The organism is uncultured Ramlibacter sp. (assembly GCF_936925435.1).
Taxonomy (GTDB): domain Bacteria; phylum Pseudomonadota; class Gammaproteobacteria; order Burkholderiales; family Burkholderiaceae_C; genus Ramlibacter.
In genome coordinates, this window is record NZ_CAKZHQ010000028.1 from 1 (window position 1) to 21375 (window position 21375).

The following is a 21375-nucleotide window of genomic DNA, read 5'->3' on the forward strand; positions in this document are numbered from 1 at the left end:
TTGGCCACCAGGGCGCCCAGGGTGTCGTTGTCGCCGAACTTGATCTCGTCGTTGACGACGGTGTCGTTTTCGTTGATGACCGGCAGCACGCGCAGCTGCAGCAGGGTCAGCAGCGTGGAGCGGGCGTTGAGGTAGCGCTCGCGGTCGGCCAGGTCCGCGTGCGTCAGCAGCACCTGGGCCGAGCGCATGCCATTCTCGCGCAGCTTGGTTTCGTACATCTGGGCCAGGCCCATCTGGCCGACGGCGGCAGCGGCCTGCAGCTCGTGGATCTGGTGCGGCCGGATGGTCCAGCCCAGGCGCTTCATGCCCTCGGCGATGGCGCCACTGGAGACCATGATCACCTCGCGCCCCTGGGCTGCCAGCGCGGCGAGCTGGCGGCACCATTCGCCGATGGCGGCCTCGTCCAGGCCGCGGCCCTCGTTGGTCACCAGGCTGGAGCCCACCTTGACCACGATGCGGCGCGCCGTGCGCAAGGCGTCGGAAGCAGTTTTCTCTGTCATTTCGGGCTGTAGCCCCCGCCAAACGGACGTGAGGCGCTATTGTTTTTAGAGCAGCTCAGTCCGCCGGGTCGCCGGCGAAGCGCGGATCGATCTCGACCGGCGCCTGTTCCGCGACCTGCTGCGCCTTGACCTGCTGGTAGATGGCCTTGACCAGGGACTCGCAGCCCTCGCGCGTCAGGGCCGAGATCTCGAACACCGGGCCCTTGTGCTTGAGGCGCTTGACGAAGTCCCTGACGCGGGCCTCGCGCTCCTCGGCCGGCACCATGTCCAGCTTGTTCAGGACCAGCCAGCGCGGCTTGTCGAACAAGGCCTTGTCGTACTTCTTGAGTTCCAGCGCGATGGCCTTGGCCTGGGCCACAGGGTCGACGTTGTCGTCAAACGGCGCCAGGTCGACGATGTGCAGCAGCAGCCGGGTGCGCTGCAGATGGCGCAGGAACAGGTGGCCCAGGCCGGCGCCTTCCGAGGCGCCCTCGATCAGGCCGGGCAGGTCGGCCACCACGAAGCTTTGCTCCGGGCCGACCCGCACCACCCCCAGGTTGGGATGCAGGGTGGTGAAGGGATAGTCGGCAATGCGCGGACGGGCGTTGGAGATCGCCGAGATGAAGGTGGACTTGCCGGCGTTGGGCATGCCCAGCAGGCCGACGTCGGCCAGCACCTTGAGCTCAAGCTTGAGGTTCTTCTTCTCGCCCGGCCAGCCGGGCGTCTTCTGGCGCGGCGCGCGGTTGATCGCGCTCTTGAAGCGCATGTTGCCAAAGCCGCCGTCGCCGCCCTTGGCGATGGTGATCACCTCGCCCGGCGTGAGCAGCTCGTACAACACTTCGCCGGTCTCGGCGTCGGTGATGATGGTGCCCACCGGCATCTTCAGCGTGATGTCGTCGCCGGCGGCGCCGAACATGTCCGAGCCCATGCCGTGCTCGCCGCGCCTGGCGTCGTGCCGGCGCGAGAAACGGAAGTCGACCAGGGTGTTGAGGTTGGAATCTGCAACCGCGAAAACGTGGCCGCCGCGGCCGCCGTCGCCACCGTTGGGGCCGCCAAATTCCTTGTACTTCTCGTGGCGGAACGAGACGCAGCCGTTGCCGCCGTCGCCGGCGGAGACGTCGATAAAGGCTTCGTCAACGAACTTCATAGGTGGCCAGTATAAAAAACAAAGCCCCGACAGGTCGGGGCTTCGTCTGGGAGCGAAGTGATCAGCTTACGCCGGGGTCACGTTCACGGTGTGCTTGTTCAGCGAACCCTTCACCTTGAACGACACGTGGCCGTCCACCAGGGCGAACAGGGTGTGGTCCTTGCCCAGGCCGACATTGTTGCCGGGATGGAACTTGGTGCCGCGCTGGCGCACGATGATGGAACCGGCGCTGATGAGCTCACCGCCGAATGCCTTCACGCCGAGCATCTTGGGCTGGGAATCCCGCCCGTTTCGCGTAGAGCCGCCGCCTTTTTTCTGTGCCATTTGCCCTGCTCCTTAACCAGCGATCACGCCGATTTGCAGTTCGGTGAACTGCTGGCGATGACCCTGACGCTTCTGGTAGTGCTTGCGACGGCGCATCTTGAAGATGCGAATCTTGTCGTGCAAGCCGTGCGCCACCACAGTGGCTTTGACAGTTGCGCCGGACACCAGGGGTGTGCCGACCTTCAGTCCGCTGCCGTCGCCGACAGCCAGAACCTGGTCGATCACGATCTCCTGGCCTACGTCCGCAGCAATCTGTTCTACTTTAATTTTTTCGCCGGAAGCAACGCGATACTGCTTGCCGCCGGTTTTTATGACCGCGTACATGTAAACCTCTTGAATGTGCGAGACACTTGAGTGTCTCTTCAAAGATCTCTGCGGACGGATTTCCACAGAGCCCAAGACTATAACATGGTTTGCGGCCACTCACAAGCTCTGCACCCGACGGCCCCAACCCGCCCGGAGCGCTTCCTATAATCGGCCCACACTCCTGCCCTGCGCCCTTGACCGATTCCTCCAGCACCGCCTCCGTCCTGTCCCTGATTGCCGACGATATGCGCGAAGTCGATGCAGTCATCACCAAGCGACTGGCTTCCGGCGTGCCGCTGGTCAGCCAGGTCTCGCGTTACATCATTTCCGCCGGCGGCAAGCGGCTGCGCCCGGCCCTGCTGCTGCTGGTATGCGGGGCCCTGGGCTACCGGGGCGAACAGCGCTTCAACCTGGCGGCCGTGGTCGAGTTCATCCACACGGCCACCCTGCTGCACGACGACGTGGTCGACGAATCCACCCTGCGCCGCGGCCGCGCCACCGCCAATGAGAGCTTCGGCAATCCGGCCAGCGTGCTGGTGGGCGACTTCCTGTACTCGCGGGCCTTCCAGATGATGCTGGACGCCGGCGACATGCGCATCATGGAAATCCTGGCCGATGCCACCAACACCATCGCCGAAGGCGAAGTGTTGCAGTTGATGAACATGCACGACCCGTCCCTGGACGAGGCGGCCTATCTGCGCGTGATCCGCTCCAAGACCGCCAAGCTGTTCGAGGCCAGCGCCCGCCTGGGCGCCATCCTGGCGGGCAGCACGCCCGAGCAGGAGCAGGCCTGCGCCGACTACGGCCAGGCCCTGGGCACGGCCTTTCAGGTGATCGACGACGCGTTGGACTACGAAGGCGACGTCCATGAAATGGGCAAGAACCTGGGCGACGACCTGCGCGAAGGCAAGGCCACGCTGCCGCTGATCGCCGCCATGCAGCGCGGCACACCGGCGCAACGCGAGCTCATTCGCCATGCGATCGAGAATGGCGCCGTGGCGGAACTCGACAGCATTGTGGCCATCGTGCGTGAGACGGGCGCGCTGGAGGTGACGCACCAGGCCGCTGCCGCCGAGGCGCAACGCGCGATCGACAGCATCGGGCAGCTGCCCGCCAATTCACACACGAATGGTTTGCTACAATTAGCGGCTCAACTGCTTGGGCGCCGCCACTGAGTCATCGGGCGAGCGGCGACAAGCAAGAAAAATCGGGGTGTAGCTTAGCCTGGTAGAGCGCTACGTTCGGGACGTAGAGGCCGGAGGTTCGAATCCTCTCACCCCGACCATTTTTTCATGCGTGAATTCGTGCCGGTTTCCGGCCCCCGCAGCCAGCGGTTCGCACGCATACCACAGCTCGATTTACAGTGCCGGAGCTTTCGGCGATGATCAGCTGCGCCCCTGCGGCATGTCGCTGGCAGGCGCCCCCACAGATGTAAATTTCCGCGAATGGCCGCTGTCGATCCTGCCGTTACCGAAGCCCCCGCCCTGGCGTTGCCTGGGCTGGCCCGCGCCCTTGTTTCCGCCGGCAAGCTCGGTCAGAAATCGGCCGAAGACCTGTACCGCAAGGCCCAGGCCAACCGCAGCAGCTTCATCGCCGAACTGACCGGCTCCGGCGCGGTCTCCGCTTCCGACCTGGCACACACCATGTCATCGGCCTTCGGCGCGCCCATGGTGGACCTCGAAGCGGTCGACGCCCAGCGCCTGCCCAAGAGCCTGCTGGACACCAAGATCTGCCAGGACTACCGGGTGGTCGTGCTGAGCAAGCGCAGCAACCGGCTGATCGTCGCCACCGCAGACCCGTCCGACCAGCAGGCCGCGGAGAAGATCAAGTTCGCCACCCAGATGGGTGTGGACTGGGTCATCGCCGAGTACGACAAGCTGACCAAGATGGTGGAGGCCAACGCCACCACGGCCAGCGAGGCGATGGACAGCATCATCGGCGACGACTTCGAGTTCGACGAGTCGTCGATGGAGTCGGCCAGTGCCGAGGAGGAAGACAAGGGCATCTCCGAGGTCGAGGACGCGCCTGTCGTCAAGTTCCTGCACAAGATGCTGCTGGACGCCTTCGGCATGCGGGCATCGGACCTGCATTTCGAGCCTTACGAGCACAACTACCGCGTGCGTTTCCGCGTCGACGGCGAGCTGCGCGAGATCGCCTCGCCGCCGATCGCCATCAAGGACAAGCTGGCCTCGCGCATCAAGGTCATCTCGCGCATGGACATCTCCGAAAAGCGCATCCCGCAGGACGGACGGATGAAGCTCAAGGTAGGCCCGGACCGGGTGATCGACTTTCGCGTCAGCACCCTGCCCACGCTGTTCGGTGAAAAGATCGTGATCCGTATCCTGGATCCCAGCAGCGCCCGTCTGGGCATTGAAGCCCTGGGCTACGAGATCGAGGAAAAGGAACGCCTGCTCGCCGCGGTGCAGCGGCCCTACGGCATGGTGCTGGTCACCGGTCCAACCGGATCGGGCAAGACAGTGTCACTCTACACCTGCCTGAACCTGCTGAACAAGCCCGGGGTGAACATTTCCACGGCCGAAGACCCGTCGGAAATCAACATGCCAGGCGTCAACCAGGTCAACGTGAACGAGAAAGCCGGCCTGACGTTCGCGGCCGCGCTCAAGTCCTTTCTGCGCCAGGATCCGGACGTCATCATGGTCGGTGAAATCCGCGACCTGGAAACCGCCGACATCGCCATCAAGGCCGCCCAGACCGGCCACCTGGTGCTGTCCACGCTGCACACCAACGACGCGCCAACGACGCTGACGCGGATGCGCAATATGGGCATAGCGCCCTTCAACATCGCTTCCAGCGTGATCCTGATCACCGCCCAGCGCCTGGCCCGGCGCCTGTGTCCCAATTGCAAGGCGCCGGCCGACATCCCGCATGAGACCCTGCTGGAAGCCGGATTCAAGGACGAGGAAGTCGACGGTTCCTGGTCGCCGTACCGGCCGGTGGGCTGCACCATGTGCAACAACGGTTACAAGGGGCGGGTCGGCATCTACCAGGTGATGCCCATCAGCGATGAAATCCAGCGCATCATCCTGCGCGACGGCAGCTCGATGGACATCGCAGCACAGGCAGCGAGCGAAGGGGTCAACAGCCTGCGCAAATCGGGCTTGCGCAAGGTCAAGCTGGGCGTCACTTCCCTCGAGGAAGTGCTCGGCTGCACGAACGAATAGACAACAAAGCAGGCGAGGAGCACAGCCCATGGCTACGGCAGCAAAAATCACCGAGTTCGTTTTTGAGTGGGAGGGACGCGACCGCAACGGCAAGCAGGTGCGCGGCGAAACGCGGGCCGCCGGCGAGAACCAGGTCCAGGCCGCGCTGCGCCGCCAGGGCGTGTCCGCCACCAAGATCAAGAAACGGCGCATGCGCTCGGGCGCCAAGATCAAGCCCAAGGACATCGCCATCTTTACCCGCCAGCTGGCCACCATGATGAAGGCCGGCGTGCCCCTGCTGCAGGCCTTCGACATCGTCGGCCGGGGCAACGCCAATGTCAGCGTGACCAAGCTGCTCAACGACATCCGCACCGACGTGGAGACCGGCACCTCGCTGTCGGCGGCCTTTCGCAAGTACCCGCTGTACTTCAACAGCCTCTACTGCAATCTGGTCGAGGCCGGCGAAGCCGCCGGTATCCTGGAGTCACTGCTCGACCGGCTGGCCGTCTACATGGAAAAGACCGAGGCCATCAAGTCCAAGATCAAGTCGGCCCTGATGTACCCCATCTCGGTGGTGGTGGTCGCTTTCGTCGTCGTCACGGTGATCATGATCTTCGTGATTCCGGCGTTCAAGGAGGTGTTCACCTCGTTCGGCGCCGACCTGCCGGCGCCCACGCTGTTCGTCATTGCCCTGAGCGAGTTCTTCGTCAAGTTCTGGTGGCTGATCTTCGGCAGCCTCGGCGGCGGTTTCTATTTCTTCATGCAGGCCTGGAGACGCAGCGAGAAGGTGCAGATGGCCATGGACCGGGTGATGCTCAAGGTGCCGGTGTTCGGCAACCTGGTCTACAAGTCGGTGATCGCCCGCTGGACCCGCACGCTGGCAACCATGTTTGCCGCCGGCGTGCCCCTGGTCGAGGCACTGGACTCGGTGGGCGGCGCTTCGGGCAACTCGGTGTACGCGTTGGCAACGGAAAAGATCCAGCAGGAAGTCTCCACCGGCACCAGCCTGACGGCGGCCATGACCAATGCCAACGTCTTCCCCACCATGGTGCTGCAGATGTGCGCCATCGGCGAGGAGTCGGGCTCGATCGATCACATGCTGGGCAAGGCGGCCGATTTCTACGAAGCCGAGGTCGACGACATGGTCGCCGGCCTGTCCAGCCTGATGGAACCCATCATCATCGTGTTCCTGGGCGGTCTGATCGGCGGCATCGTGGTCTCGATGTACCTGCCCATCTTCAAGCTGGGCCAGGTCGTCTGATGCTGGTGTCGCCCCTGTTCGACGCCGGCCTGGCCGGCGTCTTCGGCTTGCTATTGGGCAGCTTCTTCAATGTCGTCATCCACCGCCTGCCGCTGATGCTGGAGCGGCAATGGGCGGCAGAATGCGCCGAACTCCAGGGCAAGGAGGCCGAGCCGGGCCCGGTCCTGACCCTGAACAAGCCCCGCTCGCGCTGCCCCAAGTGCGGCCATCTGATCCGCTGGTACGAGAACGTCCCCGTGTTCAGCTACCTGGCCCTGCGCGGCAAGTGCTCGGCCTGCGCCGCACCGATCGGCCTGCGCTACCCGGCGGTGGAACTGGCCACCGGCGCCCTGTTCTTCTACTGCGCCTGGCGCTGGGGCATCACGCCGCCGGCCGCGGCCTGGGCGGGCTTTGGCAGCGCCGTCCTCGTGCTGGCCCTGATCGACTGGGACACCACCTTGCTGCCCGACGACATCACCCTGCCCCTGGTCTGGGCCGGCCTGATTGCCGCTGCGCTGCGCTGGAGCGACGTCACCCTGCCCCAGGCACTGTGGGGCGCGGTGGCGGGCTATGTGTCGCTGTGGCTGGTCTACAAGGGCTTCAAGCTGCTCACCGGCAAGGAAGGCATGGGCTACGGCGATTTCAAGCTGTTCGCGGCGCTGGGCGCCTGGTTCGGCTGGCAGGCCCTGGTGCCCATCATCCTGATGGCCTCGGTCATCGGCGCCATCGTCGGCATCGCGATGAAGCTGTCCACCGGCCTGCGTGAAGGCGGCTACGTGCCCTTCGGCCCCTTCCTGGCCGGTGCCGGCCTGACGGCCATGGTCTTCGGCCCGGCCGCCATCCTCGAGACCATAGGACTGTAGACGGGCCATGCTCCAAGGCCAGGAAATGCTTCGCATTGGCCTCACTGGCGGGATCGGCAGCGGCAAGAGCACGGTGCTGCAGATGCTGGCCGGCCTGGGCGCCGCCGTCATCGACGCCGATGCCATTTCACGCGCCACCACCGCGCCCGGCGGCGCCGCCATTGCAGCCATCAGCGAACGCTTCGGTCCCCAGTTCATCGCCGCCGACGGCGGCCTGGACCGCGACCGCATGCGCGCGCACGCCTATGCCGACCCGCAAGCGCGCAAGCAGCTCGAACAGATCGTCCATCCCCTGGTGGGCCTGGAGAGCGCGCGCCAGGCCGAGGCGGCACGCGCCGCCGGCAGCCGCTGCCTGGTCCTGGACATCCCGCTGCTGGTCGAATCGGGCCGCTGGCGCAGCCAGGTCGACCGGGTGCTGGTGGTCGACTGCAGCGAGGACACCCAGGTCGCACGGGTGGTGGCCCGCAGCGCGCTGGCGCCCGAACAGGTGCGCGCCATCATCGCGGCGCAGGCGCCGCGCCTGCAGCGCCTGGCGGCCGCCGACCTCGTGATCTGCAACGAAGGCCTGTCGCTGGCGCAATTGAACACCGAAGTTGCGCAAGCAGCGCGGACCTTCGGGCTATGATGGGCGCCTTGCCAAGAAGCCAGCAAGCGTGATCCTCTACGAATACCCTTTCAACGAACGCATCCGCACCTACTTGCGCCTGGAGCACCTGTTCCGCCGGCTCGGCGAGCTGGTCCCGCGCGAGCACCCGATCGATCACCACTACGCCCTGGCCACCATCTTCGAGGTGATGGACGTGGCGGCCCGGGCCGACCTGAAGTCCGACGTGATGAAGGACCTGGACAAGCAAAAGGCCGTGTTGGGCAGCTACCGCGGCAATCCGGCCATCTCGCAGTCCGCGCTCGACGAGGTGATCGGCAAGCTCGATGCCTGCTTCTCCGACCTGAACAGCCTGTCTGGCAAGGCCGGCCAGGCGCTGACCGAGAACGACTGGCTCATGAGCATCCGCAGCCGCGTCGGCATTCCCGGCGGCACCTGCGAGTTCGACCTCCCGGCCTACTACGCCTGGCAGCACCTGGACGCGGACACCCGCCGGGCCGACCTGGAGCGCTGGGCCGGTGCGCTGGCGCCCTTCGCGCAGGGCATCCACCTGCTGCTCAAGCTGCTGCGCGACTCCGGCACGCCGCAGAAGGTGATGGCCAGCGGCGGCCAGTTGCAGCAGAACCTGCCGCAAGGCCGGACCTTCCAGCTGCTGCGCCTGCGCATTGACCCGGCCCTGGGCCTGGTGCCCGAGATCAGCGGCAACCGCCTGATGGTGTCGGTGCGCCTGATGCGCCAGGAAGCCGGCGACCGCCTGCAGGCCAGCGGCGACGACGCCGGTTTCGAATTGACTCTCTGCTCCTGAGGAAGAGGGCGATGGCGCAGCAAGACCCGGCCTACAAGGCCCGCACCGTGCCCTGCCCGGGCTGCGGCGGCGACAGCATCTATGCCCCCAGCAACCCGTTCCGGCCCTTCTGCAGCGAGCGCTGCAAGAACCTGGACCTGGGCGCCTGGGCCAGCGAGAGCTTCCGCGTGGCCAGTGAGGCACCACCGGACGACCAGCCCTTTGGCGACGCCAAACTGCAGTGATTCACGGCGAAAGCAGCCTCTAGCCCCCGTCAATCAAGCCTGAGGCGCTATGAAATGCGTAGCACCCTCGAAGCCACGCTCGGCCGCGAACCAGGCCAGCACCGGCACCGTTCCGGGCAGCACGGGTTGCGACTGCACCGGCAGACTCTCCCAGGAGAACAACTGGCCTTCGTGCATCTGCAACTCGCCGCTCCAGTCGTAGACCTTGCAAAAGTGCAGCCGCACCAGGGCGTGCGGATAATCGACTACTTCCTCTTTCCAAGGGTGGACGGCGCCAATGGTCACGCCGATCTCCTCGGTGAGCTCGCGCCGCAGCGCCTGCTCCACGCTCTCACCAGGCTCGAGCTTGCCGCCCGGAAACTCCCAGTAGCCGTCGTAGACCTTGCCGGCCGGGCGCGACGTCAGCAGGAAGCGGCCGTCGGGGCGGATCAACACGCCCACGGCGACTGCCACTTCCTTGCGGTCCGGCCCGCCCTCGCGCGGCCGGTCGCCGTGCGCAACCAGAGGGGTTGGTGTCACTTCGGGTGGCGCCCCGCGTAATCCCTTGCGAACTGGTAGGCCACGCGGCCGCTGCGTGATCCCCGCTCCAGCGCCCAGACCAGGGCCTCGGCGCGCGCCGCATCGATCGCCGCTTGTGCAACGCCGAAGGAGGACAACCACTGGCCGGTGATGACCAGGTATTCGTCCTGGGTGAAGGGGTAGAAGCTGACCCACAGGCCGAAGCGCTCGGACAGAGAGATCTTCTCCTCGACCACCTCGCCAGGATGGACCTCGCCATCCTCGGTGTGGGTGTAGCTGAGGTTTTCCTTCATGTACTCAGGCAGCAGGTGGCGCCGGTTGCTGGTGGCGTAGATCAGCACATTGGGCGAGGCGGCCGAGACCGAGCCGTCCAGGATGGACTTCAAGGCCTTGTAGCCGGCCTCACCCTCCTCGAAGCTCAGGTCGTCGCAAAAGACCATGAACTTTTCCGGCCGCTGCGCCACCACATCGATGATGTCGGGCAGGTCCACCAGGTCGGCCTTGTCGACCTCGATCAGGCGCAGGCCGCGGTCGGCGTACTCGTTCAGGCAGGCCTTGATCAGCGAGGACTTGCCAGTGCCGCGGGCGCCGGTCAGCAGCACGTTGTTGGCCGGCTGGCCGGCGACGAACTGGGCGGTGTTGCGCTGGATCTTCTCCTTTTGCGGCTCGATCTCCTGGAGGTCGTCCAGGCGGATCGCCGCCACGCTGCGCACCGGCTCCAGCGCGCCGTGGCCCGACGAGCGCTTGCGGTAGCGCCAGGCGATGGAGGCGTTCCAGTCGGGTGCGCTCAGCGGCTGCGGCAGGATGGATTCAATGCGGGTCAGCAGCTGGCCGACCCGGTCGATCAAGAGTTCAAATTTCTCGTTCATCAGGAGCGGTAATCTGCGTTGATGCTGACGTAGTCGTGGCTGAAGTCGCAGGTCCAGACCGTGTCGCTGGCATTGCCGCGGCCCAGGCCGACGCGCACGGTGATCTCGCTTTGCTTCATCACGCGCTGGCCGTCTTCCTCGCGGTAGGCCGGGTTGCGGCCGCCCTTGACGGCCACGTGCACGTCGTCCAGGTGCAGGTCGATCCCGGTCTGGTCCAGGTCGGCGATGCCGGCATAGCCCACGGCCGCCAGGATGCGACCCAGGTTGGGGTCGCTGGCAAAGAAGGCGGTCTTGACCAGGGGCGAGTGGGCGATGGCATAGGCCACCTTGCGGCACTCGTCGCCGTCGCGCCCGCCCTCGACCCGCACGGTGATGAACTTGGTGGCGCCCTCGCCGTCACGCACGATGGCCTGGGCCAGGCGGCGCGCCACGTCCAGCATCGCCGCGCGCAGCGCCTGGCCGGCCGCGCTGGCCAGCGAGGTGATGGGCGCGTGGGCCGCCTTGTTGGTGGCGATGACGACAAAGGAGTCGTTGGTCGAGGTGTCGCCGTCCACCGTCACGCGGTTGAACGAACCCTCTGCCAGTTCCAGCGCCAGCTGCTGCATCAGCTGCTGGTCGACCCTGGCGTCGGTGGCCAGGTAGCCCAGCATGGTCGCCATGTTGGGCCGGATCATGCCGGCGCCCTTGCTGATGCCGGTGATGGTGACGCGCGCACCGTCGATGTCGATCTGCTTGCTGAAGGCCTTGGCCACGGTGTCGGTGGTCATGATGCCCTCGGCGGCGCGCAGCCAGTTGCTCTCCTTGGCGTCGGCCAGGGCGGCCGGCAGGCCGGCCTGGATGCGCTCCACCGGCAGCGGTTCCATGATGACGCCGGTGGAAAACGGCAGCACCTGCTCGGGCGCGATCTCCAGCAGGCGGGCCAGGGCGATGCAGCTGGTGCGTGTGCGGATAAGCCCATCCTCGCCGGTGCCGGCATTGGCGTTGCCGGTGTTGATGACCATGGCCCGGATGGCCCCGCTGTGCAGGTGCTCGCGGCAGACCTGCACCGGCGCGGCGCAGAAACGGTTCTGGGTGAAGACGCCGGCGACCGAAGCGCCCTCGTCGATCAGGACCACGGTCAGGTCCTTGCGGTTGGCCTTGCGGATGCCGGCCTCGGCCACGCCGATGCGCAGGCCGGCCACGGGATGCAGGTCGGCGGCCTGCGGCGCCGGCAGATTCACAGCCATGATTTTTCTCCAGTCAGTTGGGGACAGAGCACGCTGCGCGTGGTCTGTCCCGCAAGGTTATTAGTTCTGTCGCCAGGGCAGGCCGCGCAGGCGCCAGCCGCCCTTGCGCCCGCGCTGGGCATTGTCGTCGGGGTCGCCCTCGAAACCTTCCAGGATGTTCCAGGCCTCGATGCCAAGCTCGGTGGCGCGCCTGGCTGCCGCAACAGAGCGCACGCCACTGCGGCACAGCAGCACGGCCTTCTTGCCGGCCGGCACGGCGGCACGGATGCCCTCGTCAAAGGCGGCGTTCACGGCCATGCCGGGCCACTGCTTCCAGGCCAGCGGCACGGCGCCGGGCACGAAGCCCACCCATTCGCGCTCGGCATCGGTGCGCACGTCGATCAGCACGGCATCGCCGGCCTGCCACCACTGGCAGGCCAGTTGCGGCGGCACGTCGCCGGCATAACCCTCGGCGGGCCGCGGCAGCAGGGGGCCGCCGCCGGCGTCCTGGCGCAGGCCGGAAATCCGGTTGGCCGGCACGGCTTCGTCGATGCGGCGGGGGCGGGGCAGGTTCAGTTCGTCCATGGTGGCCTTGAATTCTGCCAGCGTCTTGCCGGCCACACGGGCGTTACCGGCTTTCTCGGCGGCTATCGTGGAATGGCTGCGCCCCTGGTAGTCGTGGCCGGGCCAGACCAAGGTGGCGTCGGGCAGCGCAAACAGCACGCCGGTGATGCTGCGGTACAGGGCCTGCGCGCTGCCGGACTGGAAGTCGGTGCGGCCGCAGCCGTCGATCAGCAGGGTGTCACCGCTGAACAAGTGGCCGCGCCAGATAAAACTCATGCTGCCGGCGGTGTGGCCGGGCGTGTGCAAAACCCTGAGTTCCTCGCTGCCAAAGCGCAGCACATCGCCGTCCTGGAGCTGGACGGCGGCCGTGCCGATGTCGCAACCCGCGGGCGCCGCCGTGCGGGCGCCGGTGTGTTCGGCCAGCTGCGCGGCACTGGTGATGTGGTCGGCGTGGGCGTGGGTCTCGATGGTCCAGACCAGCTTGAGCCCGCGCTCGCGCAGCAGCGCCAGGTCGCGCGCCAGTTGCACGTCGACCGGGTCGATGATCAGCGCCTCCCTGGAGGCTTGGTCCACCAGCAGGTAGGTGAAGCTGGACGACCCCGGGTCGAACAGTTGGATCGGTGTGTCCATGGCGCGCTCCTAGCCGTCCTAGTGTAGGAGCGCGCCGGCGCTCAGACGATCTTGACGCTCAGGTTGGGCAGGCCGTCGATGTGCATCTCGATGACGTCGCCGCGCACCACCGGGCCGACGTTCTCGGGCGTGCCCGAGTAAATGATGTCGCCGGGGAACAGCTCATTGGCCTCGGACAGCTTGCTGATCTGCTCGGCCACCGACCAGATCATCTGGCTGAGGTTGGCGTTCTGCTTGGTCTGGCCGTTGACCTTGAGCCAGATGCTGCCCTTGGTGAAGTGGCCGGTCTGCGCCACCTTGTGCACCGCGCCGATGGGCGCCGAACGGTCGAAGCTCTTGCCGATCTCCCAGGGCTTCTTCTCGTCGCCCATGGCGCGCTGCAGGTCGCGCCGCGTCATGTCCAGGCCCAGGGAGTAGCCCCAGACCAGGTCCAGCGCCGAAGCCACCGGGATGTTGCGCCCGCCCTTGCCCAGCACCGCCACCAGTTCGGCTTCGTAGTGGTAGTTCTTGGTCAGCGAGGGATAGGGATGATCGGCCACGGTGCCCGGGGCCACGAACTGGATGGCGTCGGTCGGCTTCTGGAAGAAGAACGGCGGCTCGCGGTCGGGGTTGGAGCCCATCTCGATGGCATGGGCGCGGTAGTTGCGGCCGATGCAATAAATGCGGCGCACCGGAAAGACCTCGTCGGAGCCCACCACTGGGATGACTGTCCCGGCAAGCTGGAACGGCGTGCGCCCGGAAGTGCCCGTCGATGCGGTGGCGCAGCCCGCCAGACCGCCCGCGGCCAATGCAGCGGCGGCCGCACTCCCTTGAAAAAAGTCTCTTCTGTCCATCCTGCTGCTCATGTCTCGTCTCCTGTTTGTAACTATTCGAACAAAGCCCTCGCCCGCTCGGTGAAAACCCTCTTCCTGTCCAGCGAGTGCGGGCCAAAGATAGCTTGCTAACGATTTCAAATCAACCTGGAGAGAGACATGACCGAATCCAAGACTCCTCGCCGCCGCAGCCTGCTCAAGGGCGCGGCAGCCGCAGCCGGCGCCATGACCGCAGCGCCGCTGGTGATGGCCCAGACGCCGGCAACGGCCTTGCGCTTCCAGAGCACCTGGCCGGCCAAGGACATCTTCCACGAGTACGCCAACGACTTCGCCAAGAAGGTCAACGACATGGCCGGCGGCAAGCTCAAGATCGAGGTCCTGCCCTCCGGTGCGGTCGTGCCCGCCTTCCAGTTGCTCGAAGCGGTGAACAAGGGCACGCTCGACGGCGGCCATGGCGTGGTGGCTTACCACTACGGCAAGAACAACGCCCTGGCCCTGTGGGGTTCGGGCCCGGCCTTCGGCATGGACCCTAACATGGTCCTGTCCTGGCACAACTACGGCGGCGGCAAGGCCCTGCTCGAAGAGATCTACAAGTCCATCGGCATGGACGTGGTGTCCTACCTGTACGGCCCCATGCCCACCCAGCCGCTGGGCTGGTTCAAGAAGCCGGTGGGCAAGGTGGCGGACATGAAGGGCCTGAAGTTCCGCACCGTCGGCCTGTCGGTCGACATCTTCACCGCCATGGGCACCTCGGTGAACCCGCTGCCCGGCGGCGAGATCGTGCCGGCGCTGGACCGCGGCCTGATCGACGCGGCCGAGTTCAACAATGCGTCATCCGACCGCGTGCTGGGCTTTCCCGACGTGGTCAAGAACTGCATGCTGCAGAGCTTCCACCAGAGCGGCGAACAGTTCGAGATCCTGTTCAACAAGGCCAAGCTCAATGCCTTGCCGACCGAGCTCAAGGCCATCATCGACTATGCCGTGCAGGCGGCCAGCGCCGACATGAGCTGGAAGGCGATCGACCGCAATTCGAACGACTACGCCGAGATGAAGAAGCAGGGCATCAAGTTCTACAAGACGCCCGACGCCGTGCTCAAGGCGCAGCTGGAAGCCTGGGACAAGATCGTTGACGACAAGTCCAAGGCCAACCCGCTGTTCAAGAAGGTGATCGATTCGCAGAAGGCCTACGCCCAGCGCACCATCCCCTGGCAGAACGACTACATGGTCGATTTCAAGATGGCATACAACCACTCCTTCGGCAAGAAGAAGGCCTGATCCCGTTAGTTGCGGGCCATGCCGGCCAGCCGTCCGCAACTGGATGGCTGGCCTTTTTGATGGGCCCCACCGATTCAAAATGAACACACAAAGAATCCTGCATACCGCCGACCACATCAGCACCTGGGTCGGCAAGGCGGCTGCCTGGCTGATCGTGGTGCTGATGCTCGTGGTCTGCGCCGAAGTCTTCAAGCGCTACGCCCTCAACGCACCCACCGCCTGGATCTTCGACGTCAACAACATGCTGTATGGCACCCTGTTCATGCTGGGAGGCGCCTACACGCTGGCGCACGACGGTCATGTGCGCGGCGACTTCTTCTACGGCTCCATGAAGCCCCGCACCCAGGCCTGGCTGGACCTGGTGCTGTACATCGTCTTTTTCCTGCCCGGCATCGCGGCCCTCACCTGGGCCGGCTGGACCTATTTCAACGAATCCCTGGCCATGCGCGAGCAGACCTTCAACGCCACCCCCATTCCGCTCTACCCCTTCAAGTTCGTCATCCCCGTGGCCGGCGCCATCGTGCTGCTGCAGGGCCTGGCCGAGATCCTGCGCTGCACCGTCTGCATCCGCACAGGCGTCTGGACGCCGCGCCTGAAGGACGCGCAGGAATCCGACGTGGTCGCCCAGCAGCTGGCCGGCAGCGAGTTCGTCGACGAGGAAGCGCGGCGACTGGCGATCGAGCAATCCCGCACGGTGAGGGGCTAGCCATGAGCAATGCTGTTCTCGGCATGACCATGCTCGGCCTGATCGTGGTCGTCATCATGATGGGCTTTCCCACCGCCTTCACGCTGATGGGCCTGGGCATGGCCTTCGGCTTCGTCGCCTTCTACGACCCGGCCACCCACTTCTGGGACAACCGGATTTTCGACCTGATGGTGCAGCGCGCCTTCGGTGCGATGACCAACGAGACCCTGCTGTCCATCCCCTTGTTCGTGTTGATGGGCTACATCATGGAACGCGGGGCGCTGGTCGACAAGATGTTCCACAGCGTACAGCTGGCGTTTCGCAGCGTGCCCGGCTCGCTGGCCGTCACCACCCTGATCATCTGCACCTTCTGGGGCATCGCCAGCGGCCTGGTCGGCGCGGTGGTGGTGCTGATGGGCGTGATCGCCATGCGGCCCATGCTCAACGCCGGCTACGACACCCGGCTGGCGGCCGGCGTCATCACGGCCGGCGGCACCCTGGGCATCCTGATCCCGCCCTCGGTGATGATCATCGTCTACGCGGCGGTCGCCGGCCAGTCGGTGGTCAAGCTGTACGCGGCAGCCATGTTCCCCGGCTTCTTCCTGGCCCTGCTGTACCTGGTCTACATCATCGGCTGGGTCATGCTCAACCCCAAGGTGGCGCCCAAGCTGCCGCCCGAGCAGAACCGCGCGCCTGTGCCGCCCTGGCTGCAGCAGGTGACCGAGGTCTATTCGCGCAGGGCGCTGCCGGCCCTGGCCATGGCCGCCGCGGCGCCGGCCAGGCTGCGCCACGCTGGCGGCCAGGCCAGCCGCGGCTTCCTGCTGCGCAGCCTGGGCACAGCCCTGGTGCCGCTGGTGTTCGCGCTGGTGACTCTGGGCGGAACCTGGTGGTACGTGGTGATCCACTCCCAGGCCGACAACAACGCCCAGGTGGCGGCGGCCCGAGCTGCCAAGGCCGAGCCAACGGCCAGCGGCATCCAGGCGGCGCCGGCGTCATCGGGCGGTCTGCAGGAGCCCCCGGCCGAGGCCGGCGTGAAGGAGCCTCCCGCCGACGAAGGCTTGAAGGAGCCGCCCAACGAGGACGCTGCCAAGGAGCCGGCCGAAGCCGGCGGCCTGCAGGCGCCACCGGGCTCCGAGGACGTCAAGCCGGCCGCGGCGGCGGCCGACGCGCCGCTGCAGGAGATCGGCGAGCCCTCGGCTGCGGCGCAGCAGTCCGCGCCTGTGCCCGAAGCGTTCTACACGGGGTTTGCCGTGGCCTGCGTGCTGATGGCGGGCCTGCTGCTGTGGTACTACCGGCGCTTCGATGCCGAGCAGTTCGAAATCCTGCGCATGCTGGTCAGTTCGGTGATGCCCTTGGCGCTGCTGACCATCGTGGTGCTGGGCGTCATCCTGTTTGGCATCACCACGGCCACGGAATCCGCCGCCGTGGGCGCGGCGGGCGCCTTCCTGATGGCCTGGCATGCCGGCACGCTGGACTTCCAGAAGATCAAGGAAGCGGTGTTCCTGACCTGCAAGACCACCTCCATGGTCTGCTGGCTGTTCGTCGGTTCGGCGCTGTTTTCCGCCGTGTTCGCCCTGCTGGGCGGCCAGCGCGTGGTCGAGGAATGGGTGATGTCCATGAACCTGTCGCCGCTGCAGTTCCTGCTGCTGTCGCAGGCCATCATCTTCATCCTGGGCTGGCCGCTGGAGTGGACCGAGATCATCGTGATCTTCGTGCCCATCTTCCTGCCGCTGCTGCAGCACTTCCAGATCGATCCCATCCTCTGGGGCGTGCTGGTCTTCGTCAACCTGCAGGCAGCCTTCCTGTCGCCGCCCGTGGCCATGTCGGCCTTCTACCTCAAGGGCGTCTCGCCACCGCACGTGACCATCAACCAGATCTTCGCGGGGATGATGCCCTACATGCTGATCGTCATCGTCTGCATGGCCCTGATGTACATCTGGCCGGGGCTGACGCTGTGGCTGCCGAAATACCTCTACGGCTGAGAGATGGGCGTTGGGAGTTGACGTTGACGTAAACGTCAACTCCCACTAAAGTGTCTCCTCCTTCCGAGAGACACTTCCCCGATGGCCAAGAAAAGCTCCCGCGCGCCGGCGCTCGCCCACTGGCAGCCGCCCACGGGCAAGGGCGCCGGGACTTTCCTGCTCTCGTCCATCGACCCCGCAGCCAAGCCCTGGTCGTGCGGCGACAAGGAAGCCGACCGCGCGGCCGTCGCGACGCTGGCACTGGAGATCGACAGCCTGCAGAACATGCTGTACGCCGACCGGCGCTTCGGCCTGCTGGTGGTGCTGCAAGGCACGGACACGGCCGGCAAGGACGGCACGGTGCGCGGCGTGTTCGCCGCCACCAGCCCGCTGGGGGTGCACACCGTGGGCTGGAAGGCCCCCACCGAGGAAGAAAAAGCGCACGACTCCCTGTGGCGCATCCACCAGGCCATGCCGGCCCGGGGCGAGATCACGGTCTTCAACCGCAGCCACTACGAGGACGTGCTGGTGCCACCCGTCAACGGCTGGATCACGCCGCAGCAGACGGCCCAGCGCTACGCCCACATCAACGACTTCGAGCGCATGCTCAGCGAGACCGGCACCATCGTCCTGAAGTTCATGCTGCACATCTCCAGCCAGGAGCAGCGCCTGCGCCTGCAAGAGCGCCTGGACGACCCCGCCAAGCACTGGAAGTTCAGCATGGGCGACATCGAGGTACGCAAGCAATGGAAGGACTACCAGAAGGCCTACCAGGCGCTGCTGCGCGCCACCAGCACACCCTGGGCGCCCTGGACGGTGGTGCCCGCCGACTCCAAGACCCACCGCAACCTGATGATCGCCACCATCGTGCGCGACACCCTCCAGGGCCTGAAGCTGCGCTACCCGAGCGGCGATCCGGCTCTGGCGGGCCTGCAGGTGAAGTAACACAAGAGACAAAACCATGACCGACCTGTCCGCCGAATTCAAGGCGCTCGCCAGCTACCGACCCAAGCACAAGGTGCGCTTCGTCACCGCTGCCAGCCTGTTCGACGGCCATGACGCTGCCATCAACATCATGCGGCGCATCCTGCAGGGCATGGGCGCCGAGGTCATCCACCTGGGCCACAACCGCAGCGTCGACGAGGTGGTCACGGCCGCCCTGCAGGAAGACGTGCAGGGCATCGCCATCAGTTCCTACCAGGGCGGCCACGTCGAGTACTTCAAGTACATGGTCGACCTGCTCAAGGCCCGCGGCGGCGCCCACATCCAGGTCTTCGGCGGTGGGGGCGGCGTCATCGTGCCGCCCGAGATCCGCGAGCTGCAGGCCTATGGCGTGACGCGCATCTACAGCCCGGAAGACGGCCAGCGCATGGGCCTGGCCGGCATGATCGGCGAGATGGTGATGCGCTGCGACCGCGACCTCAACGGCTTCGCACCGGCGGACATCGCCGCCATCCAGGGCCATGGCGAGGTCGCTTGGCGGGCCCTGGCCCAGCTCATCACCGCGATCGAGAATGGCACACTGAATTCGGCGCTAGCCCCCGTCCTTCGGGCCTCGGCCGCTAGCAAAAATGTAGCGGTCATCGGCGTCACCGGCACCGGCGGCGCCGGCAAGTCCTCGCTCACCGACGAACTGATCCGCCGTCTACGGCTGGACCAGGACGACCGCCTGCGGGTGGCCGTGATCTCCATCGACCCCTCGCGGCGCAAGAGCGGCGGCGCCCTGCTGGGCGACCGCATCCGCATGAACGCGATCAATCCCTGGAGCAAGGGAGCGCGCGTGTTCATGCGGTCCCTCGCCACGCGCGACTTCGGCAGCGAGATCTCGGCCGCCCTGCCCGACGTCATCGCCGCCTGCAAGGTCGCGGGCTTCGACCTGGTGATCGTTGAGACCTCGGGCATCGGCCAGGGCGACGCCGCCATCGTGCCGCACGTGGACGTGCCGGTCTACGTGATGACGCCGGAGTTCGGCGCCGCCAGCCAGCTCGAGAAGATCGACATGCTGGACTTCGCCGAGTTCGTCGCCATCAACAAGTTCGACCGCAAGGGTGCGGCCGACGCCCTGCGCGATGTGGCCAAGCAGGTGCAGCGCAACAAGGAGGCCTGGGGCGCCAGCCCCGAGGCCATGCCGGTGTTCGGCACCATGGCGGCGCGCTTCAACGACGACGGCGTCACCGCCCTGTACCAGGCGCTCAAGCCCCGGCTGGCGGCCCTGGGCATGCCGTTGCAAGGCGCCAGCCTGCCACAGGTGGCCGTGCGCCACAGCAGCAACCAGACCCCGGTGGTGCCGGCGGCGCGCACCCGCTACCTGGCCGAGGTCAGCGACACGGTGCGCGGGTACAAGAAACGCGCGCGGGAGCAGGCCGCTCTGGCGCGCGAGATCCAGCAGCTCAAGGAATCGGCGCGCATGCTCAAGGTCGACAAGCCGGACCGGGCGCCGGCGGCCGAAGCCGTGCTCGACCTGGCCGGCAAGCGGCTGGCGCGCATGGACAAGGATGCGCTGCACCTGCTCAAGCAATGGCCCGAGATGCAGCAGGCCTATGCCGGCGACGAGTACGTGGTCAAGATCCGCGACAAGGAGATCCGCACCGCGTTGACGACCAAATCGCTGTCGGGCACCACCATCCGCAAGGTCAGCCTGCCCAAGTACGAGGACCACGGCGAGATCCTCCAGTGGCTGATGCTGGACAACGTGCCGGGCAGCTACCCCTACACCGCCGGCACCTTCGCCTTCAAGCGCGACGGCGAGGACCCGACCCGCATGTTCGCCGGCGAGGGCGACGCCTTCCGCACCAACCGGCGCTTCAAGCTGCTCAGCGAAGGCATGGAGGCCAAGCGTCTGTCCACCGCCTTCGACTCGGTCACGCTGTACGGCAACGACCCCGCCCTGCGGCCCGACATCTACGGCAAGGTCGGCAACTCCGGCGTGTCCATCGCCACCCTGGACGACATGAAGGTGCTGTATGGCGGCTTCGATCTGTGCAAGCCCTCGACCTCGGTGTCCATGACCATCAACGGCCCGGCGCCCAGCATCCTGGCGATGTTCATGAACACCGCCATCGACCAGAACCTGGACAAATTCCAGCAGGACAACGGCCGCGAGCCGACCGACACCGAGGCGGCCAAGATCCGCGAATGGGTGCTGGCCAACGTGCGCGGCACGGTGCAGGCCGACATCCTCAAGGAAGACCAGGGCCAGAACACCTGCATCTTCTCCACCGAGTTCAGCCTCAAGGTCATGGGCGACATCGCCCAGTACTTCGTGCACCACAACGTGCGCAACTTCTACTCGGTGTCGATCTCGGGCTACCACATCGCCGAGGCGGGGGCCAACCCGATCAGCCAGCTGGCCTTCACCCTGTCCAATGGCTTCACCTTCGTCGAGGCTTACCTGGCGCGCGGCATGCACATCGACGACTTCGCGCCCAACCTGTCGTTCTTCTTCTCCAACGGCATGGACCCGGAGTACACGGTGATGGGCCGGGTGGCGCGCCGCATCTGGGCGGTGGCCATGAAGGAAAAGTACGGGGCGAACGAGCGTTCACAGAAGCTCAAGTACCACATCCAGACCTCGGGCCGCAGCCTGCACGCCCAGGAGATCCAGTTCAACGACCTCCGCACCACGCTGCAGGCGCTGATCGCCATCTACGACAACTGCAACTCGCTGCACACCAACGCCTTCGACGAGGCCATCACCACGCC

Annotated in this window: 21 protein-coding genes, 1 tRNA gene and 1 pseudogene; 13 read left to right on the top strand and 10 right to left on the bottom strand. The window is 66.2% G+C overall.

Features of this window, described 5'->3' with window-relative positions; all coding sequences use genetic code 11:
• The 4 genes from proB to rplU form a co-directional block, all read right to left on the bottom strand.
• A partial coding sequence (gene proB, locus Q0632_RS14270) for a glutamate 5-kinase (RefSeq protein ID WP_298931220.1) occupies positions 1-500 on the bottom strand: 500 nt, incomplete at its 3' end.
• A gap of 55 nt (positions 501-555) precedes the next feature.
• Positions 556-1626 carry an Obg family GTPase CgtA gene (gene cgtA / locus Q0632_RS14275; protein WP_298931223.1) on the bottom strand — a complete coding sequence of 357 codons (1071 nt, stop codon included), beginning with the start codon at positions 1624-1626 and terminating at the stop codon, positions 556-558.
• Positions 1627-1692: 66 nt separating this feature from the next.
• Complete coding sequence (rpmA, locus tag Q0632_RS14280) at positions 1693-1950, bottom strand: 50S ribosomal protein L27 (RefSeq protein ID WP_298931226.1); 258 nt, start codon at positions 1948-1950, stop codon at positions 1693-1695.
• A gap of 12 nt (positions 1951-1962) precedes the next feature.
• Positions 1963-2274: a 50S ribosomal protein L21 gene (gene rplU, locus Q0632_RS14285; RefSeq protein WP_298931229.1), complete on the bottom strand. Its 312-nt coding sequence runs from the start codon at positions 2272-2274 to the stop codon at positions 1963-1965.
• Positions 2275-2501: 227 nt separating this feature from the next.
• Here rplU and Q0632_RS14290 point away from each other — a divergent pair, with 227 nt between their 5' ends.
• The 8 genes from Q0632_RS14290 (at position 2502) to Q0632_RS14325 (ending at position 9153) form a co-directional block, all read left to right on the top strand.
• Complete coding sequence (locus Q0632_RS14290) at positions 2502-3431, top strand: polyprenyl synthetase family protein (protein WP_298931282.1); 930 nt, start codon at positions 2502-2504, stop codon at positions 3429-3431.
• A 33-nt stretch (positions 3432-3464) separates the two neighbouring features.
• Positions 3465-3541, top strand: a tRNA-Pro gene (locus tag Q0632_RS14295).
• A 160-nt stretch (positions 3542-3701) separates the two neighbouring features.
• Positions 3702-5438 (top strand): type IV-A pilus assembly ATPase PilB, encoded by a 1737-nt coding sequence (pilB, locus tag Q0632_RS14300; RefSeq protein ID WP_298931231.1) that lies wholly within the window; start codon positions 3702-3704, stop codon positions 5436-5438.
• Between the two features lie 28 nt (positions 5439-5466).
• Complete coding sequence (locus Q0632_RS14305; RefSeq protein ID WP_298931234.1) at positions 5467-6678, top strand: type II secretion system F family protein; 1212 nt, start codon at positions 5467-5469, stop codon at positions 6676-6678.
• Complete coding sequence (locus Q0632_RS14310; protein WP_298931237.1) at positions 6678-7520, top strand: A24 family peptidase; 843 nt, start codon at positions 6678-6680, stop codon at positions 7518-7520. Before Q0632_RS14305 ends, Q0632_RS14310 begins: the two co-directional genes overlap by 1 nt.
• A 25-nt stretch (positions 7521-7545) precedes the next feature.
• Positions 7546-8145 (top strand): dephospho-CoA kinase, encoded by a 600-nt coding sequence (coaE, locus tag Q0632_RS14315; protein WP_298931240.1) that lies wholly within the window; start codon positions 7546-7548, stop codon positions 8143-8145.
• A gap of 28 nt (positions 8146-8173) precedes the next feature.
• Positions 8174-8929 (top strand): cell division protein ZapD, encoded by a 756-nt coding sequence (gene zapD, locus Q0632_RS14320; RefSeq protein WP_298931243.1) that lies wholly within the window; start codon positions 8174-8176, stop codon positions 8927-8929.
• A gap of 11 nt (positions 8930-8940) precedes the next feature.
• Positions 8941-9153 carry a DNA gyrase inhibitor YacG gene (locus Q0632_RS14325; RefSeq protein WP_298931246.1) on the top strand — a complete coding sequence of 71 codons (213 nt, stop codon included), beginning with the start codon at positions 8941-8943 and terminating at the stop codon, positions 9151-9153.
• A 33-nt stretch (positions 9154-9186) separates the two neighbouring features.
• Here the strand turns inward: Q0632_RS14325 and Q0632_RS14330 are convergent, their stop codons facing one another.
• From Q0632_RS14330 to Q0632_RS14355, 6 genes and pseudogenes are all read right to left on the bottom strand, one after another.
• Positions 9187-9672: an NUDIX domain-containing protein gene (locus tag Q0632_RS14330; protein ID WP_298931251.1), complete on the bottom strand. Its 486-nt coding sequence runs from the start codon at positions 9670-9672 to the stop codon at positions 9187-9189.
• Entirely contained in the window at positions 9669-10541 is an 873-nt protein-coding gene (locus Q0632_RS14335; protein ID WP_298931254.1) for an ATP-binding protein, read from the bottom strand. The genes Q0632_RS14330 and Q0632_RS14335 overlap by 4 nt, the downstream gene beginning before the upstream one ends.
• Positions 10541-11767, bottom strand: a complete 1227-nt coding sequence (gene argJ / locus Q0632_RS14340) for a bifunctional glutamate N-acetyltransferase/amino-acid acetyltransferase ArgJ (RefSeq protein WP_298931257.1) — start codon at positions 11765-11767, stop codon at positions 10541-10543. The genes Q0632_RS14335 and argJ overlap by 1 nt, the downstream gene beginning before the upstream one ends.
• Positions 11768-11827: 60 nt before the next feature.
• Positions 11828-12262, bottom strand: a complete 435-nt coding sequence (locus Q0632_RS14345) for a rhodanese-like domain-containing protein (protein ID WP_298931285.1) — start codon at positions 12260-12262, stop codon at positions 11828-11830.
• A 174-nt stretch (positions 12263-12436) separates the two neighbouring features.
• Positions 12437-12940 (bottom strand): annotated as a pseudogene (locus tag Q0632_RS14350) (MBL fold metallo-hydrolase); the annotation flags it as partial.
• Between the two features lie 41 nt (positions 12941-12981).
• Complete coding sequence (locus tag Q0632_RS14355; RefSeq protein WP_298931260.1) at positions 12982-13785, bottom strand: fumarylacetoacetate hydrolase family protein; 804 nt, start codon at positions 13783-13785, stop codon at positions 12982-12984.
• Positions 13786-13911: 126 nt separating this feature from the next.
• On the opposite strand from Q0632_RS14355, the gene Q0632_RS14360 reads away from it, so the two are divergent.
• The 5 genes from Q0632_RS14360 to icmF all read left to right on the top strand — a co-directional run.
• Positions 13912-15027: a TRAP transporter substrate-binding protein gene (locus Q0632_RS14360; RefSeq protein WP_298931266.1), complete on the top strand. Its 1116-nt coding sequence runs from the start codon at positions 13912-13914 to the stop codon at positions 15025-15027.
• 79 nt (positions 15028-15106) lie between these two features.
• A complete protein-coding gene (locus Q0632_RS14365; RefSeq protein WP_298931269.1) occupies positions 15107-15733 on the top strand; it encodes a TRAP transporter small permease subunit in 627 nt (208 codons plus the stop codon).
• Positions 15734-15735: 2 nt separating this feature from the next.
• Complete coding sequence (locus Q0632_RS14370) at positions 15736-17694, top strand: TRAP transporter large permease subunit (RefSeq protein WP_298931272.1); 1959 nt, start codon at positions 15736-15738, stop codon at positions 17692-17694.
• An 81-nt stretch (positions 17695-17775) separates the two neighbouring features.
• Entirely contained in the window at positions 17776-18618 is an 843-nt protein-coding gene (locus Q0632_RS14375) for a PPK2 family polyphosphate kinase (RefSeq protein ID WP_298931276.1), read from the top strand.
• A gap of 16 nt (positions 18619-18634) precedes the next feature.
• The coding region (gene icmF / locus Q0632_RS14380; protein ID WP_298931279.1) for a fused isobutyryl-CoA mutase/GTPase IcmF at positions 18635-21375 on the top strand (2741 nt) is incomplete at its 3' end.

What these genes read in the sequence shown, in the direction of transcription:
- Q0632_RS14360 (WP_298931266.1), top strand. Translation starts at nt 13,912, where the DNA reads ATGACCGAATCCAAGACTCCTCGCCGCCGCAGCCTGCTCAAGGGCGCG.
- rpmA (WP_298931226.1), bottom strand. Translation starts at nt 1,950, where the DNA reads ATGGCACAGAAAAAAGGCGGCGGCTCTACGCGAAACGGGCGGGATTCC.
- Q0632_RS14310 (WP_298931237.1), top strand. Translation starts at nt 6,678, where the DNA reads ATGCTGGTGTCGCCCCTGTTCGACGCCGGCCTGGCCGGCGTCTTCGGC.
- rplU (WP_298931229.1), bottom strand. Translation starts at nt 2,274, where the DNA reads ATGTACGCGGTCATAAAAACCGGCGGCAAGCAGTATCGCGTTGCTTCC.
- Q0632_RS14370 (WP_298931272.1), top strand. Translation starts at nt 15,736, where the DNA reads ATGAGCAATGCTGTTCTCGGCATGACCATGCTCGGCCTGATCGTGGTC.
- Q0632_RS14325 (WP_298931246.1), top strand. Translation starts at nt 8,941, where the DNA reads ATGGCGCAGCAAGACCCGGCCTACAAGGCCCGCACCGTGCCCTGCCCG.
- coaE (WP_298931240.1), top strand. Translation starts at nt 7,546, where the DNA reads ATGCTTCGCATTGGCCTCACTGGCGGGATCGGCAGCGGCAAGAGCACG.
- Q0632_RS14365 (WP_298931269.1), top strand. Translation starts at nt 15,107, where the DNA reads ATGAACACACAAAGAATCCTGCATACCGCCGACCACATCAGCACCTGG.
- Q0632_RS14290 (WP_298931282.1), top strand. Translation starts at nt 2,502, where the DNA reads ATGCGCGAAGTCGATGCAGTCATCACCAAGCGACTGGCTTCCGGCGTG.
- Q0632_RS14335 (WP_298931254.1), bottom strand. Translation starts at nt 10,541, where the DNA reads ATGAACGAGAAATTTGAACTCTTGATCGACCGGGTCGGCCAGCTGCTG.
- cgtA (WP_298931223.1), bottom strand. Translation starts at nt 1,626, where the DNA reads ATGAAGTTCGTTGACGAAGCCTTTATCGACGTCTCCGCCGGCGACGGC.
- Q0632_RS14305 (WP_298931234.1), top strand. Translation starts at nt 5,467, where the DNA reads ATGGCTACGGCAGCAAAAATCACCGAGTTCGTTTTTGAGTGGGAGGGA.
- pilB (WP_298931231.1), top strand. Translation starts at nt 3,702, where the DNA reads ATGGCCGCTGTCGATCCTGCCGTTACCGAAGCCCCCGCCCTGGCGTTG.
- Q0632_RS14375 (WP_298931276.1), top strand. Translation starts at nt 17,776, where the DNA reads ATGGCCAAGAAAAGCTCCCGCGCGCCGGCGCTCGCCCACTGGCAGCCG.
- argJ (WP_298931257.1), bottom strand. Translation starts at nt 11,767, where the DNA reads ATGGCTGTGAATCTGCCGGCGCCGCAGGCCGCCGACCTGCATCCCGTG.
- Q0632_RS14355 (WP_298931260.1), bottom strand. Translation starts at nt 13,785, where the DNA reads ATGAGCAGCAGGATGGACAGAAGAGACTTTTTTCAAGGGAGTGCGGCC.